Below are 15,454 nucleotides of genomic sequence, written 5' to 3' on the forward strand. Positions count from 1 at the left end.
ACATGCTGCACGAGAATGACAACATCTTCAAATCGATGAAGGACATCACGTTCGAGGACACGGTGTCGCATCAATGCGGCGTCACCATGAACGATAGCGTCGAGGCGCGCGCCATCGCCGAGGTGATGAGCCGTCACGACCATATCAGGGTGACCTACATGCCTGCGATGATCCGCATCGACGGCGACGGCAAGATGGAATTCAAGATGGACGAGATTTCCGAGGAACTCGGCCGGGTCATGACCCCGCATCTGTTCGAGATCTCGACCTCGACGCACTACGGCCGCATGGTGATGACGGATGACAACACCGTCATGCTGTTCGGCGACATGAACGAGATGATGAAATACATCGTCTGACGGCCACCAGCGAACAAGCCCTGGCCGGCACGGCGCCGGCCGGGCTAATTCGAAGACATCAATCGCGCCTCATAACAACACGCAATCCAGCGGGATCGGGAGAAACGCTATGTACAGGACAGCCAAGGGTGAAGAGATTTTTGTCATCGATGGACATACGCATTTCTGGGATGGAAGTCCGGCAAACCAGAAGAACATCCACGGCAAGCAGTTCATCGACTGCTTCTACGCCTACCACTCGAACCTGAGCCCGCCGTCGGAGAAATGGGAGAAGGAGAAGTTCGAGAAGTACGACGCCAAGACGATGTTCGACGACCTGTTCGTCACCGGCTACGACGACATGGCGATCCTGCAGCCGACCTATCTCACCGATTTCTACAAGAACGGCTTCAATACCACCGAGCGAAACTCGGCGATGAAGAAGAGTCATCCGGACCGCTTCATCCTGAATGGCGCGTTCGATCCGCGTGACGGCACCAAGGGCCTGGAAGATCTTCATGCGTTGTCCGAGAAGCACAAGCTCAAGGGCGTCAAGCTCTACACCGCGGAATGGCGGGGCGAATCGAAGGGCTACAAGCTGACCGACAAGGCGTCCTACCAGTATCTCGAGGCTGCGCAAAAGCTTGGCATCAAGAACATCCACGTCCACAAGGGGCCGACGATCATCCCGCTCAATCGGGATGCGTTCGATGTAGCCGACATCGATGATGTCGCGACCTCGTTCCAGGACCTGAATTTCATCGTCGAGCATTGTGGCCTGCCGCGGCTTGACGATTTCTGCTGGATCGCGACCCAGGAGACCAACGTCTACGCGGGTCTCGCGGTGGCGCTGCCCTTCATCCATTCGCGGCCCGGGTATTTCGCCCATGTGATCTCCGAACTGCTGTTCTGGGTCGGACCGGACAAGATCCTTTACGGCAGCGACTACGGCATCTGGACGCCGAAATGGCTGATCGACAAGTTCATGGCATTTGAGATCCCGGCCGACGTCACCAAGGAGACCGGTTCGGTGTTGTCGATGGAGGCCAAGACGAAGATTCTCGGCCTCAACGCCGCCCGCATCTACGGCATCGATGTCGAGGCGCAGAAGAAGAAGATCCGGGCCGGCGGCGGCTATGCCCACTTGCCCGAAGCCGTTCACGCGCCGAGGTGATGGTCATGAAGCGTGGCGTCGAGGGGAGGGAGCGGCCGAGAAGCCGCTCGTCAGGCGACAAGCAGTCCCAGGTATGGGCTTGCTTGCGGGACGTGATGGATCCGGAGCTCGACGAGTCCGTCACTGAGTTGAATTTCGTGACCAGGGCCGATGTCGACTCGAAGGACCGCGTCTACATCGAGTTTCGCTTGCCGACCTATTGGTGCGCCGCCAATTTCTCGTTCCTGATGGCAGACGACATGCGCCGGGCCATCAGCGCGTTGGACTGGGTCAAGGGTGTCAGCGTGGTCTTGGGCGAGCACATGTATGCCGACAAGATCAATGCGGGCCTCGCCCAGGGGCGTTCGTTCCAGGAAACGTTTGGCGCCGAGGCCGATGGCAGCCTCGATGATCTGCGTCAGACATTCCTCGTCAAGGCGTTCCAGCGCCGGCAGGTTGCACTGCTCAACCACCTCGTTGGGCTGGGGCTGTCGCCAGCGGAGATCGTGAGCCTGACGTTGAGGGAGCTGGGTTGCCTGCCGCTCGACGACGCAGGTGAGAAGCTGGTTCAGCGCTATCTCGAGCGGCGTTCGGTCGTAGGCCCGGCAAGCGGCGATGGGCTCGCCTTTGTCGACGCCAACGGAGCGCGGCTAGGAGCCGACGGCCTTGCCGGATACCTATCGAGCCTGCGGCGCGTCGGCATCAATGCCGAATTCAACGGCGCGCTGTGCCGTGGCCTGCTTGCCGCGCGGTTCGACCTCGATACGCCGTTCGTACCGAAATCGAGGACGATGCCGGCGTCGCCGGGTACGTAACACGGGGCCGTGATGCGGGCGCGATGCATCGATAACCTGTCCAGACCAGACGACCTCAAGGCAAAGTCGGGGATATACAATGCCGAAGATCATGTTGCACGATGAAGCTGCGCGGGCCGCGCTGGGCCGGGGCGTCGCCAAGCTCGCCAAGGCGGTACGCGGGACGTTAGGTCCGAAGGGCATGAACGCGATCATGGATCGACCGATCGGCACGCCGATCGTGTCGCGCGATGGCGTCAGCATTGCCAGCGAAATCGAACTTGAGTGCCCGTTCGAGAATATGGGCGCACAGGTGTTGCGCGAGGTTTCAGCGCAAACCAATGAGGTGGCGGGGGACGGCACCACCACGGCCACCGTGCTCGCCGATGTTCTTGTGCAGGAAGGCCTGAAATGCCTGGCAGCCGGCGCCAATCCGGTCGAGCTGGTTGAAGGGCTGGAACTGGCGGTTACCGAGACCATCACAGCGTTACGACGGTCGGCGAGACCGTTGCAGGGGCCGGCGGGCCTGCGAGCTGTTGCGAGCATTGCCGCCAGCGACACAGCGCTTGGCGACATGGTGGGCGAAGCCTTCGAGCGTGCCGGTACTCACGGAATCGTCGCGGTAGAGTTCGGCAACACGGTCGAGACGACGCTGGAAATCGTTGAAGGCATGGCCTTCGATCGTGGCTATCTTTCACATCACATGGTCACCGATGTCGAGAAAATGCAGGTTGTTCTCGACAATCCGTTCATCATCATGACCGATCTCAAGATCCAGACCGGGGAGCAACTCGCTGGTGTGATCTCGCTCATCGAGAAGAGCGGGCGACCTTTGTTGATCATCGCCGAGGAAGTGGCGCCATCGGTCATCATGCAATTGCTGGCGCGTCGGGAGAAATCCAATTTCAAGGTCGCCGCGATTCACCCGCCGGAGTTCGGCCATTGGCGCAAGGCGATGCTCGAGGATATTGCGATCGCGACCGGTGGGCGCGTCATCTCGGCTGATCTGGGCGGACGGCTCGAGAAGGCCGAGCTGCACGACCTCGGGTCCGCGCGCCAGGTGCGCATTTCCGCCTCGAAGACCCTGATCACGGCGGGCGGCGGCGATCAGAAGGCCATCGCGGCGCGACGCGAACAGGTGTTGCGCCAATACGAGGCCGCTCCCGAAAATATCGAGCGGGACAAGTTCCAGGAGCGCGTCGCAAAACTGTCCGGCGGCACGGCGATGATTCTCGCCGGCGGCGCGACGCCGGTCGAGCAAAAACGCCGGACCCAGTTGATCGAGGATGCCATCAACGCGACCCGCGCCGCGATCGAAGAAGGCATTGTGCCGGGCGGCGGCGTGGCCTTGCTTAGGATCGCTGCAAGGCTCGACGAATTGATCGATCGCCTGGATGGAAGTGCCAGGCAGGGCGCCGAGCTGCTGCAACGCGCGCTCAGCCGGCCGCTGTTCTACATTGCTGCCAATGCCGGCCTGAACGGCGAGGCGGAAGTCGCGAAAATTGCCAAGGCCGGCAATGGCCACGGGCTTGACGTGCGCAATGGCTCGGCGGTCGATCTTGTCGAAGCCGGCATCATCGATCCGGTCAAGGTTTGCTACAGCGCGGTTCGCAATGCGGCATCGGTGGCCGGACTGATCCTGACGACGCAGACCTTGATCGCCAAGAAGCCGGATGATTACGATCCGACCGCTGGCCCGGCCCGCGGTGGCGGTGCTGAGCTGCTTTGAACGGAACGGATCATCGGTTCGAAGCAACCGGCGCGCCGCCCACAGCTGGGCGTGCTACGATACTCCCAGCATCCAGCGGTTCGAGGCACTGTCGCATCACTCGGGCTTCTTCTGCCCGAGAGCCCGATAGATGGTGTTTCTTGAGACGCCGAGACGGCGCGCGGTTTCGCTGACGTTTCCGGCGGTCTCGGCATAGACCACAAGGATTCGCGCGCGATGGATGTCGTGAAGTGATCCGGATTCCGTTCCGGCGGGGTGAACGATGTTCTCCGCGCTTGCTTCGTTGATAGATCCGTCCGCGGCGGCAAGGGTGAATCGCGCCAGAACGTTGCGGAGCTCGCGGACGTTGCCAGGCCAGGGACGTGCGGCGAGATGCGCAATGTCCGTCGGCGTGATTTCGCAGTTGGGGTCGATCGTATTGAGCAGATGGCGAACGATGGCATCAAAGTCGTTACGATCCCGGAGCCGCGGCAGAGTGACCTCGAGCGTATTGAGACGGTAGAGCAGGTCGGATCGGAACCGGGCTTCGGCGATGGCCTTGTCCAGCCTGGCGTTGGTGGCGGAGATGAGGAATACATCGACCTTCGATCTGACGCCGCCAACGGGGCGCACGGTCCAGTCGTCAAGCAGACGTAGAAGCACCGCCTGCAGCGCGATCGGCATGTCGCCGATTTCGTCAAGGAACAGCGTGCCGCCGTCCGCCTCCTTGACCAGTCCAATCGCGCCGCCGCGCCGCGCACCGGTGAATGCTCCCTCAGCATAGCCAAACAGCTCGCTCTCGATCAGGCTTTCCGGCAGGGCGGCGCAATTCACAGGAACGAACGCGCCGGTTCGCCCACTCGCCATATGGGCGTGGCGGGCAAGCTGTTCCTTGCCGGTTCCGGTCTCGCCGCGGATGAGGATGGGCATCTTGCGTGCTGCCGCGGTCTCGACTTGACGGACGATGGCTCGGACCGCAGGGTCGCGCGCAACGAAGCCGGCGGCCGGGCTCTGAAGAGACCGTGGTTCCGGCTTGGAATCCTTTCGGGCAGATGATGAGCTCGCGGTCTCGTGGCCGTCAGATTCGGATCTCGATTTCTGGACGTCGCGATGCGTGATCAACGGGCGGCGTCGCCCATGCAGCACCACGATGGCGCCGATGCCGGTGCGTTCGTTCTCGACGAAGTTGAAGCTCGCGTTGGGAAGTAGCTCCTTCAGTCTGCTCGGCCACTCGTCGAAGGGAACCGTCTTCAAAAAGCGGGTTGGCGCGTCGTTGTGAATGCCGTGGCGATCATGCTGGAGTGCGTTCAGAGCACGCTCGGTGGCGTGGAGGATCATGCCACGACGATCGATCACGATGCATTCATCGGTCGCCCATTGCGATCTCTTGCCGAGAAAGCGGCACAGCAACTCCTCGCGTTCCTGCCGGACTGATTGGGCCAGAACGCTTTCCACGTGATGGCCGACCGCGACGGCCAAAGCCAGGCTCTGCGGATTGAAGGTGCTTGCAGGGCCCGAGATGTCGACCACGCCAAGCAGTTCGCCATCGGTCGGGTCATGAACCGGGACGGCAGCGCAAGTCCACCGCTGCACTTCCGAGCAGAAATGCTCTGTACCGTGAATTTGGACAGGGTTCGATTCCGCTATCGCGGCGCCAATCGCGTTGGTGCCGATGTCGGCCTCGCTCCAGCGACCTCCGTGTTCGAGATGGACTGCACGCCCGGCGTCAATGACCCTGTCATCGCCCTGCGTATCGATGATCAGCCCACTCGGATCGGTGAGGATCATGATTGAGTTTGCATCGCGCAGAAATGTTTTTGAGTTCTCGAGAGCGCAGCGGGCCGCATGACGGAGCGATGCGTATTTGGAGCGATGACGAAACAACTCGGCGTCCGCGACGATCGGTGCTCGCGCACGGTCGACGGTGACGTGATGGTTCCTGGATCGCTGCCACGACGCCGCGACCGATGATCTCAAGTCGGATGACAACGCTCCGCGCTCGACGAACTTCTCCCACGCCGCCAGCACTTCTCGTTGGTCCATCCCGGCTCCTCCGACGTGAAAGGTGCTGGACCCGCTGATGCGGGCCGTGCGATCATTCACCTGAATGCGGGGGGCTGCTTGCCGCGACTGCCGGTTCGCTCACGCAAAGTTCGACGGTAAGATCCTTCCAGGCCGCCGTGGCAGCCGCCTGAATCGGATTCCATACCCGTCGCACGCGCCGCGAAGACGACCGCGCCTTCCGATCAAACAACCCTTCAGCGTCCCATGTCCCCAACGTCCCAGGCCTTTCTCTCAAGCCCGTTGACCAGATCAGCCTATACATTTTGAATGGTTCTAGCAAAGGTGGCGATCGAAGTTCCGCTGGGCCACGGCTCGATCTGTTCGAAAGCCCGGGCCAGGGCGGGCTCTAGTGCGGTGCAGCATCCAGGAATTGGGCGGCGCGCTAGTATCTTCGGCCATCGACACGGGCGATCCCGGGTATCCAACCGGCAGACATCGGTCGTCGAAACTGACTTGCGCCGAGGACCCAGCGGTTACGTCAGTCAAATCGCACCTGCAGCGAATGTCGGTATCGCTGGTTGAGATATTTATCGAGCGCAAGTGTCGGCGGTTGCTTTTGGCTTGGTGTGTGACGTGGAGGAGGCAGGTCCTCACGAGGGGAGCTCTCGGTGTTCGGTCGATCGCGAGGGGCTAACCCAATCTGCAGTCGCAGCGAAGATTGACGTCCGGAGGTTTGCGGCGCCCGCCTTGCGGTGCAAGCTCTGACATTCAGGTAATGATTGCCGGCGGCGACCAGAGGAATCTCGGGGCGCAGAGGTCACCACCATTTCAGCTAGGAAAGTGGCTGCGTCTCCGAGAAGATATCAACGATCTTACTGGTCATGCCGTTCACGATCAGCACCTGGTTCTTCATCTTCACGTACATGTAGTCACGCAGCTCGGGCATTTGCGAGAGAACCGGCGTCGGCAACGATTGGGCCTTAACTCCCTTTGGAAGCTTGGCGCCAACAGCAGGTGTGAAGTCCTTGGCGGATTTGGTGGCCGCCAGCCGGAATTCCACCTCGTTGTGTTCGGTCAGCACGGCCTTGCGAATTTGCTCGCGCTGGGAGTTTGAGAGGTTGAGCTTCGGTAACGATGGAGTCTGCGGCACCTTGGTGCCGTCGCTCAGTTCAACCGCGCCCTGCGCATTCTGTTGCGCCGACGAAAGCGCAGTGCCGCCAAGCATGATTGCCAGTGCGGTGACAATGATGGGGCTCCTCATGGGCTTCATCCTTCTGCGGATGCTCTGCCCCTGGAAGTAACGGAGAGATTTTTCCTCCGTTCCCGACGAGCCTTCACTGCATGAGCATTTCACCCGTGATCCGTTCCGGTTCCAGATCGGGAACCAGCGAGCGCTCAGCTCAACATCGCGAGAGCTGTGAGGCGGTTCACACCGTGGTGCCGTGCTTGGCGCTAGTCAGAGCACTGCGGGATATCGCTGCGCGATATTTCTGGATTTCAAAGCGGAAGGTTTCGCATGAAGCTTCTGATCATTGTCTCTCTCACCGCCGCCGTTGGTCTGCTTGCTGCTCTGACTGGCATCCCGCGATCACACTCCGGCTTGACGACCGGGCGTGCCGGTGCAGCAAGCACGTCGATATTGCATGACATGCAAAGCGCCCGCAGCATGGACAATTTGCCGGCTGAGGACTTCGAGGATCGGTCGTTGGTGTATCCGAGGGAAAACAAGCACTGATTACGACCCGGCAAGCCTTATGGGCCATAAAAAGCAGCCGGGACGAGTTGATCGCCCGCCAACAGACCAAGCGATTGCAGTGCGCCTCGATGCGCGTCTATTTCCAGAATGGCGAGGAAAAGCGCCAGCACGATCGCGGTAAAGATCAGCTCCGGCGATGCTTCGGCGGGCACACCCTCATGGTGTGGCGAAATCGCATTGCGAAGCAATCGCCATAGAGAGATGAGATGCAGATACGTTTTTTGTCGTATTTGCATGACGTCATCCTTGACGTGTCACAGCTGAGCATAGGATCAGGCTATATCCGGTTCAAGCTGGCAATGACTGTTGCGGCATTGAGTAGCAGGTGCATGTTGCCTCCTGCGATGCAGCATTGAACCGGGCAACTGCCGCCAACGTTGACGAGACTAGCGAGTGCGAATGGCCCATGAAGCAGCCACCAGACTGAGCATGACCGCCGCTCTGTTGGCGCTTCTTGTTGCGTCGGCGCAGGCGCAATTGGCAGGTCATGGCGGGCCGGTGCGGGCAATTGCGATCTCCGGCGATGGCAACAGCCTGCTGTCGGGCAGCTTCGACACCGCCGCAATCCGATGGTCGCTCAAGACAGAATCCGCCGAGCAGGTCCTGCGCTTCCATTCGGATGCGGTGAACGCGGTTGCCTTCCTCAAGGACGGGCGAATGGTGACCGCCGGAGCGGATGCGAAGGTCGCGATCTGGACGCTTGGCCGGCAGCAGCCGGACCAGGTTTTCGAGGGCCATACCGCGCCGATCGTTTCACTCGCCGTCTCGCCGGACGGCGCAAGACTGGCTTCTGCCTCCTGGGACCATACGGTTCGCGTCTGGTCACTGGGCGATGGCGCGCAGCAGGTGCTGGAAGGGCATTCGCAGCAGGTCAACGGCGTCGCATTCACACCCGATGGAAGATCTCTGGTGAGTGTCGGATACGATCGTGAGCTGAGGATCTGGCCATTGGCGGGCGGCACTCCAAACGTCATTGCGCTGGGATCACCCCTCAACGCCGTGGCAGTCACGCCTGACGGCGAGATCGTCGCGGGTGGTGCCGATGGGAAGCTGCGCTTTCTGACGATGGAGGCCCACGAGAGCGGCGAAGTGCAAGCTGGGCAGAGGCCTATTGTCGCGCTGGCCATCTCTCCGGACGGCACGTCGGTGGCGGCTGCGGGAATTGGCGGCAGCGTTGCCTTGATTGATCGCAAAGCGCGGATCATCGCGCAAACGCTGGCCGATTCCGGTTCGCCCGTGTGGTCGGTCGCGTTCTTGCCGGACAGCGCGACATTGCTGACCGGGGGCGCCGACGGCAAGGTCCGGCGTTGGAACGCGCGGACCGGCGCTGCCGTCGGCCCGTCGCAAGCCGCGCCGAGCGATCCGCTTGCCGCCTATGCCGGAGATCACGGCGCCGAGGTGTTCAGGGCGTGCGTTGCCTGTCACACTCTGTCGGAGAAGGACGCGCAACGGGCTGGCCCCACGCTTGCGGGCCTTTATGGGCGCAGGATTGCGTCGCTGCCGGGCTATCGCTTCTCGGACCCTCTCAAGAGCATGAATATCGTATGGACGCCCGAGACGGTGTCGAAATTGTTCGAACTCGGTCCGAACACCTATACGCCCGGCACAAAAATGCCGGAGCAGCGGATTGGATCTGCGGAGGATCGCAAAGCGCTAACCGATTTTCTCGGGCGCGCGACATCGAAATGACGCATCTTGGCGAAGGTCTAATACCCGGGCCATCGCTCGACCGGAAGATCCGTCAAATTCGGACGGTTCTTGAGCATGGCGGAGACGTCCATGTTGGGATGGTCCTTCATTGCCTCCGTGACGCAATTGTTGACGTATTTCCGGCGCGAGAGCCACTTGATCTTCTTGCCCTTCGCTTCCGCCTTGCAGGCCACGATCGCCCGCTTGAGGACGGCCTTGTCGGCCTTTGATACGGCAGCCTCGGCCGGTACAGCCTGCATTGCAATGGTACCAACAAACAACGCGGTCACGAAGAATCTTGCGTTCGTGCAACGAAACATAATGCACTCCCCATTGTTGCTTATCGATTGATTACTTGTTCGTGATCTCCGGCTAATCCTTGTTTTCTCGCTGGCGCAAATAATCATCCGTCGTCCGGGGCGGGGCGCGTTCCGGAACGTCGTTGAACGGATCGAACTGCTGCTCGCTCATGACGACGACGCGGCAGTCGGCGCACATCCTGACCACGTCCAGCCGCTTGTCGCCCGCGGGATACATCCAGTGCCGGCCCTCGAGCTTCGCCGCGATCTTCTCGATGGTGCTTTTCACGCCGAAGGGCGTGCCGCAGCGGATGCAAAGCGCCGGCTCTTCTTCCCTGATGATCCGGGCAGGTGCGGTGGCGGCGCGGAAGTCGATCTGCGGCTTCAAGGTGATGACCTTTTCCGGGCAGGTGCTCTGGCACAATCCGCACTGCACGCAGGCATCTTCGACGAATTTGAGCACGGGACGCTCGGGATCGTCGCGGAGGGCGCCGGTGGGGCAGGCCGAGACGCAAGCCAGGCACAGGGTGCAACCGTCCACGTTGACATTGATCGCTCCAAGCGGTGCGCCCTCTGGCAGAGCGATCACGTCAGTGGGCGCAGGCGCGACGCGATGCAGTTCGTGAAGAGCCAAACGAAGCAGGTCGCGTCGTTTGCCTATCGTCTTGAAGGTTGCAGGCGTCTCCACGGCCGACGCGGATTCGATGGCCCGCAGCACGCCCCCCAGCACATCTGGATCGTCTGTTTCGATCGTCGAGACGCGCTTGCCCGAAAAGCCAAGCCCGGAAACAATGGCATCAGCCATCTCTATGGTTTGTCGAAGGCCGGAGATGTCGTGCCGCAGCTTAGCCCGCAACAGAAAACGGATTGCTGCCGCGCCATAGGCAAAGGATGCGGCAATCGCTTCGAGGCCGACCTGCGTCACCTCGTTGACGGTGAAAGGCAGCACGTTGGCGGGAAGCCCATCGCCGTAGCGGGCGAGAGCATCAACGAGCATGGTGCCATGTTGGCCATCGTGAAACAGGATAACGGCATTCGAGCCCCCGGCTTCACGATAGGTCAGCAGCATCGCGCGCAATTTGTGAAGCAGGGCGTCGGCCGGCGGCAGGGCATAAGTTGCCGCGCCCGTCGGACAGGCCGCGGCGCACTGCCCGCAACCGGCGCAGACCTCCGCGTTGATCCTGACATGATCGCCATCCGGCGTGATCGCTCCGGTCGGGCAGAGATCCAGGCATCGATGGCAACCCGTCAATTTCGAGCGCGAATGGACGCAAATCCCGGGGGTGAAATTGACGTATTTGGGCTTGTCGAAGCTGCCGACGAGGTCGCGCGCCCTCAGCACGGCGCGCAGCATCGCAGCCGGATCTCGCGGGTCCGCGCGCAGATAGCCGTCGCGCAACTCGTGCGCCGGGAAAAGCGGCGTTCCGCCGGAGAGATCGAGGACGATGTCGCAGCGCGATGTCAGGCCGTTGCGCGGAGCTTCGAAGACAAGCGCGTTGCGCGAGGAGGGGCGCGGGGCCGCATAGTCATCGACCGTCAGCTCGAACGCTCCCAGATAGCCCCTGGCGTTGCGGATCGCTCCCTGGACGATGGGAAACGACGTCGTTGCCGGCGGCATGATCTGCGCCGGCCTTGTGACCATGACCGTCACGTCGAGATGCTCGGCAAGCAGTCGGCCAGCTTCAATTGCCGCTTCGTCGCGGCCGTAGATCAGGACCACCCCTCCGCTCGACAGGGTGACAAACGGAAAATCCGGCATAGCCTCCGACGCCGCTGCAAGCAGAGCTGCCATTTTTGGGCCTGCCTTCGCTCCCTCCGTCGACCAGCCGGCCGTCTCCCGAAGGTTGACGAATTCCATCGTCCCGGCACGCTCCTTCGCTTCCTCGCCAAACAGCGCCGCCTCCTGGGTGCAGCCGACGATGAGTGGTCCATCGGCCTTCGCCGCGTTGCGAAAATAGTCGAGCTCAGCACGGCAGAGCTGACGGAATCCGGTGATTTCGCTTTTGCGGCATCCACGCCTGATCGCGCCCGTATCGAGACGCATCGTGTCCTCGCACGAGCAGATCAGGATCGCTTTTGGCGGTTCGGACATGCGCAGCCGCTTACCTCACCGAGAGGCAGGGAACGATCACGAGCAGACTCGCGTCAATCCTTCTGCTCGATTAAGTTATTCTCACGAGAAAGGAAAAGGAAGCTGGAGGTCCGACTGACACCGACAGCCCCCAGGCGCTCCGCGGTTTCGGAGCCCATCAATCTGCCTCCGCCATTCACGCTGGTGAGGCTGCGCGAAAGTCGTGACGCCTTTGCTCACGCAACCGATATCGCAAAGGCGAGTGGGGCAGGTACACTGACCTATGTGGGGCGGTTCGATCTGGCCGAATTCGCAGTCGTGCTCGAACCGAGCGAGCCCTTGCACACCGCGCGCCGCGCTTTCTACGCGGGGATGGTGGCGCTGACCGATGCCTTGCGTGCCTACGCACCGCCGAACAAGGCGATCGCGATCGACTGGCCCGACACGGTCCGTGTCGACGGTGGCCTTGTTGGCGGTGGACGGCTTGGCTGGCCGCCATCAGCGAAGGAGGACAAGCCTCCGCGCTGGCTGGTGTTCGGCGCCATGATCCGGACTGTTGCGATGACCGACGCGGAAGCTGGCCTGTATCCGCTCGCTACCGCACTGGATCAGGAGGGGTTCGGCGAGAGCGGAGCGGTTCAGGTCACGGAAAGCTTTGCGCGGCATCTGATGCGCGCACTGGACGGCTGGCAAACCGATGGATTCGACCGTATCGCACGTGAATTCCTGGGGCGGTTGTCGCGTGAGCCGCAGGTCGCGCATGCGATCGCTGACAATGGCGACCTCATCACCCGCCGGATCGGGTCAGAAGTGACCGTCCGGCAGGACCTGAGAAAAGGCTTGCTGTCTCCCTCATGGCTCGATCCAAACCTCGGAGGGGCGCGCCTGTGAAACTCTTGCGCACCATCGCGCTCGATCCGTCCGACAGGTTCGTATTCGACGTGGCCGCGGAGCCGGGAGATTGGGCGGTTTCAGGCGCGTTCCGCTTTTGCGATCAGGATCCCGCGAAGCTGGGCGGCAAGGCCCGTTCAGCGTTTCGCAGCGGCTTTCTTGGCGTGCAGTCCTGGGGCTGGTCGACGCTGGCGCAAATCGTCCCTGCGACAGAGGACGACCGCCGCGCGTTGGTGGAGCTTCTTGCAAAACGGTTGGTAGAACAGTTCGGCGCGCCGGATCTTGCTGCTGCGCACCTTGCCGCGGCGGAAGAGGTCGCCTTTGCGCAGTCCCTCTGCTCCCATCCAATCAGCGCGCTGATCGCCGTTCACCGCTCGGCGAGTGATGGCGAGGTCCGTGAGTCATTCCGCAGGTTGCAACTGCGCGAGGGGCAGCGTCACGGCAATGCGTTCTCGTTCATGGAAGTTGAGGATGACATCGAGCCCGACAGCAATCTCAATCTTGCGAATATCAGCGCGGAGCCGTCACGGCGATGAGGGACTTCTGGATCGCTTGCGGCCATCACTTGCTCGATCGAGATGCGGGCGGCAGGCTCGTGGCGACCGAACAGCTGCTGAAGGCCTATTTCGCTCGTCCCGAGTTGATGCCGCCGGACGATGCCTGCGAGATCGAACGCAGGCTGCATCGGGATTTGCTCGCCGATCCGCGTCGGGCGGTTGCCGGGGAAGAGGTTGCCGCGATCGTCGATGGGGATGCCCGGGAGAATTGGCGCTTCGTACTGGCATTCCGCGACCTCTTGCTACGTGAACCTACCTTGGAGGCGGCATATCTTGCACTGGTTCGTTCAGGATCGATCAACCTGCCACCCCTGTTCCTGAACCAGCTCGTGCACGTCATCCTGCGCAACGCACTCGATGGCTGTGAGGACCCGTTCGTGCTGCGCGCGGCCGAGCTGTTCTTCCGGCCTCAGCGCATTATTCCGCACGAGCATTCGTTGCTGCTGGGTGACGAAGAAGTCATAGGCGGAGCCAGTCCGACGCCGGTGTTGTCGCTGATCTCCATGTTGGGGGGCGCGACCGGAGCGGGGGTCGACGTCTTGGGCGATGCGAATGCCGACAGCTACTGGCATCGCAGCGATCAGTTCGATCTTGCGCTCGACTTGGGCAGCGGAACGCGGGGGCCGGCTGCGCTGGCGGACGTCATGAAACTCTGGATTTCTCATTTGCTCGGGGTCGACGTCGCAATTGAGCCGCTCGCCGCCCTGCGCGATGCGAAGCTCGCCTGGTATGTCGGGCTCGATGCCGAAGCCACAGGGATCGGCGACCGGCTGTGGCATGGCGAGACGCTCGATGACCGAACGATGGCACGCGTGCTGGCGTTGTTCCGGGTGACTTTCGCCGATGCGCATCTGGTCGTCGACGCCGTCAGGCGCGAGGGCGTCTATCTGATACTGGCAATGAGCCCCGATCAGGTTGTGCGGGTGAAACCGCAAAATCTGTTGACGGGGCTGCCGATCAAGCACCTGGAGGCCATGACGTGAGTTCCGCCGCCCTGCCGTTGTTGCGCATTCCGCTCGGCGTCGTGGTTGAGCGGGCAAGCGCGGAATCCCCGTGGACCGATTTCGTCTGGCGTGGCACCGGCGTGTTGCCGGATGAGCCTGACATGACGCCGTGGACCGTCCTACGGGAGCAGGGGGGAACGACGCTGTTTTATGCCGGGAGCGCGATGGTCGATCTCTATCGTTCGGAAGCAGCGCGCTACCGCGACAATCTCGCCAGCGGTGATCCCAGTGTCTGGATTATACTGACTCCTTCCGAGGGCGCCTGGCCCTATGTCGTTTCGGCAGTCACCGCGGATCCCGCGGAAGGGGAGGCATTCACCGAAGCCGGTGCCAATCTGGTCGAGGCGGTGCCGATGCCGGAGGTGCTACGTCAGGCGATTGAAAATTTCATCGCGCAGCACCACGTCGAGACGGAGTTCGTCAAGCGCGAGCGGCGACGCGCCGATCCGGAGGCGCTTGCGCGGCGTCACCACGAAGGTGGGCACGAATGAGTGACGAGCATTTCCTGGCGCGCTGGTCGCGTCGCAAGCAGGAGGCGAAGCCCGACCAGGTCCAACCGGCGCCGGAAGAAGCGGTCGAGGCGCACGCGCCGGCGCCGGCAAACCCCGCGCCGGCGGTCCCGGATCTCCCCCAGCCGGATCTTTCGACATTGCCTCCCATTGAATCGATTGATGCCGCCACTGACATCACGGCCTTCCTGCGCAAAGGCATTCCGCAGGAGTTGAGCCGGGCGGCGCTTCGTCGTGCCTGGAGTGCCGATCCCGCCATCCGCGATTTCGTGGGGTTGGCGGAGAACGCCTGGGACTTCAACGACCCGAACGCCATGGCGGGTTTCGGCCCATTAGACTATTCAGCCGAGCAGGTTGGCGCGCTTGTCCGTCGCATCGTCGGGGATGTGGCAGAGGCTGCCAAAAGCCTCGCCAACCCGCAAACGGGGGCCGCCGAAGCGGGAGCGCAATCGGTTCATCTGCCGCCCGATCTTGCGCCGTCATCCAACCCGGTGAAGACAATCATGAGTCCTCAACAGCTCTCGGAGCGCCCGGTCGAGGAATTGCCGCCGGATTCTGCTGCACCGCAACCGGTTGCTGCGAGCGATGAGACTGCCGTTCCGCGCCGCACACATGGCGGGGCGCTGCCCCGGTAGGCTGCGACTAAATGCGATAGCCTCAAGCTATAGCAGTTGATTGACC

General features: G+C 62.0%; 16 protein-coding genes. 11 read left to right on the forward strand and 5 right to left on the reverse strand.

What is annotated here, in order from left to right; translation table 11 throughout:
* The first annotated feature begins 2 nt into the window (after positions 1-2).
* The 4 genes from FBZ93_RS38575 (at position 3) to FBZ93_RS38590 (ending at position 4,014) form a co-directional block, all read left to right on the forward strand.
* On the forward strand, positions 3-359 hold the full coding sequence (locus FBZ93_RS38575) for an MmoB/DmpM family protein (protein ID WP_146992881.1): 357 nt from the start codon (positions 3-5) through the stop codon (positions 357-359).
* 109 nt (positions 360-468) lie between these two features.
* Positions 469-1,512, forward strand: coding sequence for an amidohydrolase family protein (locus FBZ93_RS38580; protein ID WP_146992883.1), 1,044 nt, complete (start codon positions 469-471; stop codon positions 1,510-1,512).
* Positions 1,513-1,517: 5 nt separating this feature from the next.
* On the forward strand, positions 1,518-2,306 hold the full coding sequence (locus FBZ93_RS38585) for a metal-sulfur cluster assembly factor (RefSeq protein ID WP_246667828.1): 789 nt from the start codon (positions 1,518-1,520) through the stop codon (positions 2,304-2,306).
* 79 nt (positions 2,307-2,385) lie between these two features.
* Positions 2,386-4,014 (forward strand): molecular chaperone GroEL, encoded by a 1,629-nt coding sequence (locus FBZ93_RS38590; RefSeq protein ID WP_146992886.1) that lies wholly within the window; start codon positions 2,386-2,388, stop codon positions 4,012-4,014.
* A 96-nt stretch (positions 4,015-4,110) separates the two neighbouring features.
* Here FBZ93_RS38590 and FBZ93_RS38595 read toward each other — a convergent pair whose 3' ends face one another.
* Together FBZ93_RS38595 and FBZ93_RS38600 are read right to left on the reverse strand one after the other, a co-directional pair.
* Positions 4,111-6,036 (reverse strand): sigma-54-dependent Fis family transcriptional regulator, encoded by a 1,926-nt coding sequence (locus tag FBZ93_RS38595; protein ID WP_146992888.1) that lies wholly within the window; start codon positions 6,034-6,036, stop codon positions 4,111-4,113.
* 793 nt (positions 6,037-6,829) lie between these two features.
* Positions 6,830-7,258: a hypothetical protein gene (locus FBZ93_RS38600; protein WP_146992890.1), complete on the reverse strand. Its 429-nt coding sequence runs from the start codon at positions 7,256-7,258 to the stop codon at positions 6,830-6,832.
* A 255-nt stretch (positions 7,259-7,513) separates the two neighbouring features.
* Here FBZ93_RS38600 and FBZ93_RS38605 point away from each other — a divergent pair, with 255 nt between their 5' ends.
* Positions 7,514-7,732 (forward strand): hypothetical protein, encoded by a 219-nt coding sequence (locus tag FBZ93_RS38605; RefSeq protein WP_146992892.1) that lies wholly within the window; start codon positions 7,514-7,516, stop codon positions 7,730-7,732.
* Positions 7,733-7,749: 17 nt separating this feature from the next.
* Here the strand turns inward: FBZ93_RS38605 and FBZ93_RS38610 are convergent, their stop codons facing one another.
* Positions 7,750-7,989 carry a hypothetical protein gene (locus tag FBZ93_RS38610; protein ID WP_146992894.1) on the reverse strand — a complete coding sequence of 80 codons (240 nt, stop codon included), beginning with the start codon at positions 7,987-7,989 and terminating at the stop codon, positions 7,750-7,752.
* A 163-nt stretch (positions 7,990-8,152) separates the two neighbouring features.
* On the opposite strand from FBZ93_RS38610, the gene FBZ93_RS38615 reads away from it, so the two are divergent.
* Positions 8,153-9,442, forward strand: a complete 1,290-nt coding sequence (locus FBZ93_RS38615) for a c-type cytochrome (protein WP_146992896.1) — start codon at positions 8,153-8,155, stop codon at positions 9,440-9,442.
* A 17-nt stretch (positions 9,443-9,459) separates the two neighbouring features.
* Here the strand turns inward: FBZ93_RS38615 and FBZ93_RS38620 are convergent, their stop codons facing one another.
* Complete coding sequence (locus FBZ93_RS38620) at positions 9,460-9,702, reverse strand: hypothetical protein (RefSeq protein WP_146992961.1); 243 nt, start codon at positions 9,700-9,702, stop codon at positions 9,460-9,462.
* 112 nt (positions 9,703-9,814) lie between these two features.
* Complete coding sequence (locus FBZ93_RS38625; protein ID WP_146992963.1) at positions 9,815-11,785, reverse strand: 4Fe-4S binding protein; 1,971 nt, start codon at positions 11,783-11,785, stop codon at positions 9,815-9,817.
* Between the two features lie 210 nt (positions 11,786-11,995).
* Here FBZ93_RS38625 and FBZ93_RS38630 point away from each other — a divergent pair, with 210 nt between their 5' ends.
* The 5 genes from FBZ93_RS38630 to FBZ93_RS38650 are packed head-to-tail and all read left to right on the forward strand — an operon-like array spanning position 11,996 to position 15,408.
* A complete protein-coding gene (locus FBZ93_RS38630) occupies positions 11,996-12,703 on the forward strand; it encodes a biotin/lipoate--protein ligase family protein (RefSeq protein ID WP_146992965.1) in 708 nt (235 codons plus the stop codon).
* On the forward strand, positions 12,700-13,239 hold the full coding sequence (locus FBZ93_RS38635; protein WP_146992898.1) for a DUF6505 family protein: 540 nt from the start codon (positions 12,700-12,702) through the stop codon (positions 13,237-13,239). Before FBZ93_RS38630 ends, FBZ93_RS38635 begins: the two co-directional genes overlap by 4 nt.
* Positions 13,236-14,243 carry a DUF6352 family protein gene (locus FBZ93_RS38640; protein WP_146992899.1) on the forward strand — a complete coding sequence of 336 codons (1,008 nt, stop codon included), beginning with the start codon at positions 13,236-13,238 and terminating at the stop codon, positions 14,241-14,243. The genes FBZ93_RS38635 and FBZ93_RS38640 overlap by 4 nt, the downstream gene beginning before the upstream one ends.
* Entirely contained in the window at positions 14,240-14,755 is a 516-nt protein-coding gene (locus tag FBZ93_RS38645) for a DUF3305 domain-containing protein (RefSeq protein WP_074128270.1), read from the forward strand. The genes FBZ93_RS38640 and FBZ93_RS38645 overlap by 4 nt, the downstream gene beginning before the upstream one ends.
* Positions 14,752-15,408: a DUF3306 domain-containing protein gene (locus tag FBZ93_RS38650; protein ID WP_146992901.1), complete on the forward strand. Its 657-nt coding sequence runs from the start codon at positions 14,752-14,754 to the stop codon at positions 15,406-15,408. The genes FBZ93_RS38645 and FBZ93_RS38650 overlap by 4 nt, the downstream gene beginning before the upstream one ends.
* The last annotated feature ends 46 nt before the right edge of the window (positions 15,409-15,454 follow it).

The sequence above is a fragment of the Bradyrhizobium macuxiense genome, from assembly GCF_007993935.1.
Taxonomy (GTDB): domain Bacteria; phylum Pseudomonadota; class Alphaproteobacteria; order Rhizobiales; family Xanthobacteraceae; genus Bradyrhizobium; species Bradyrhizobium macuxiense_A.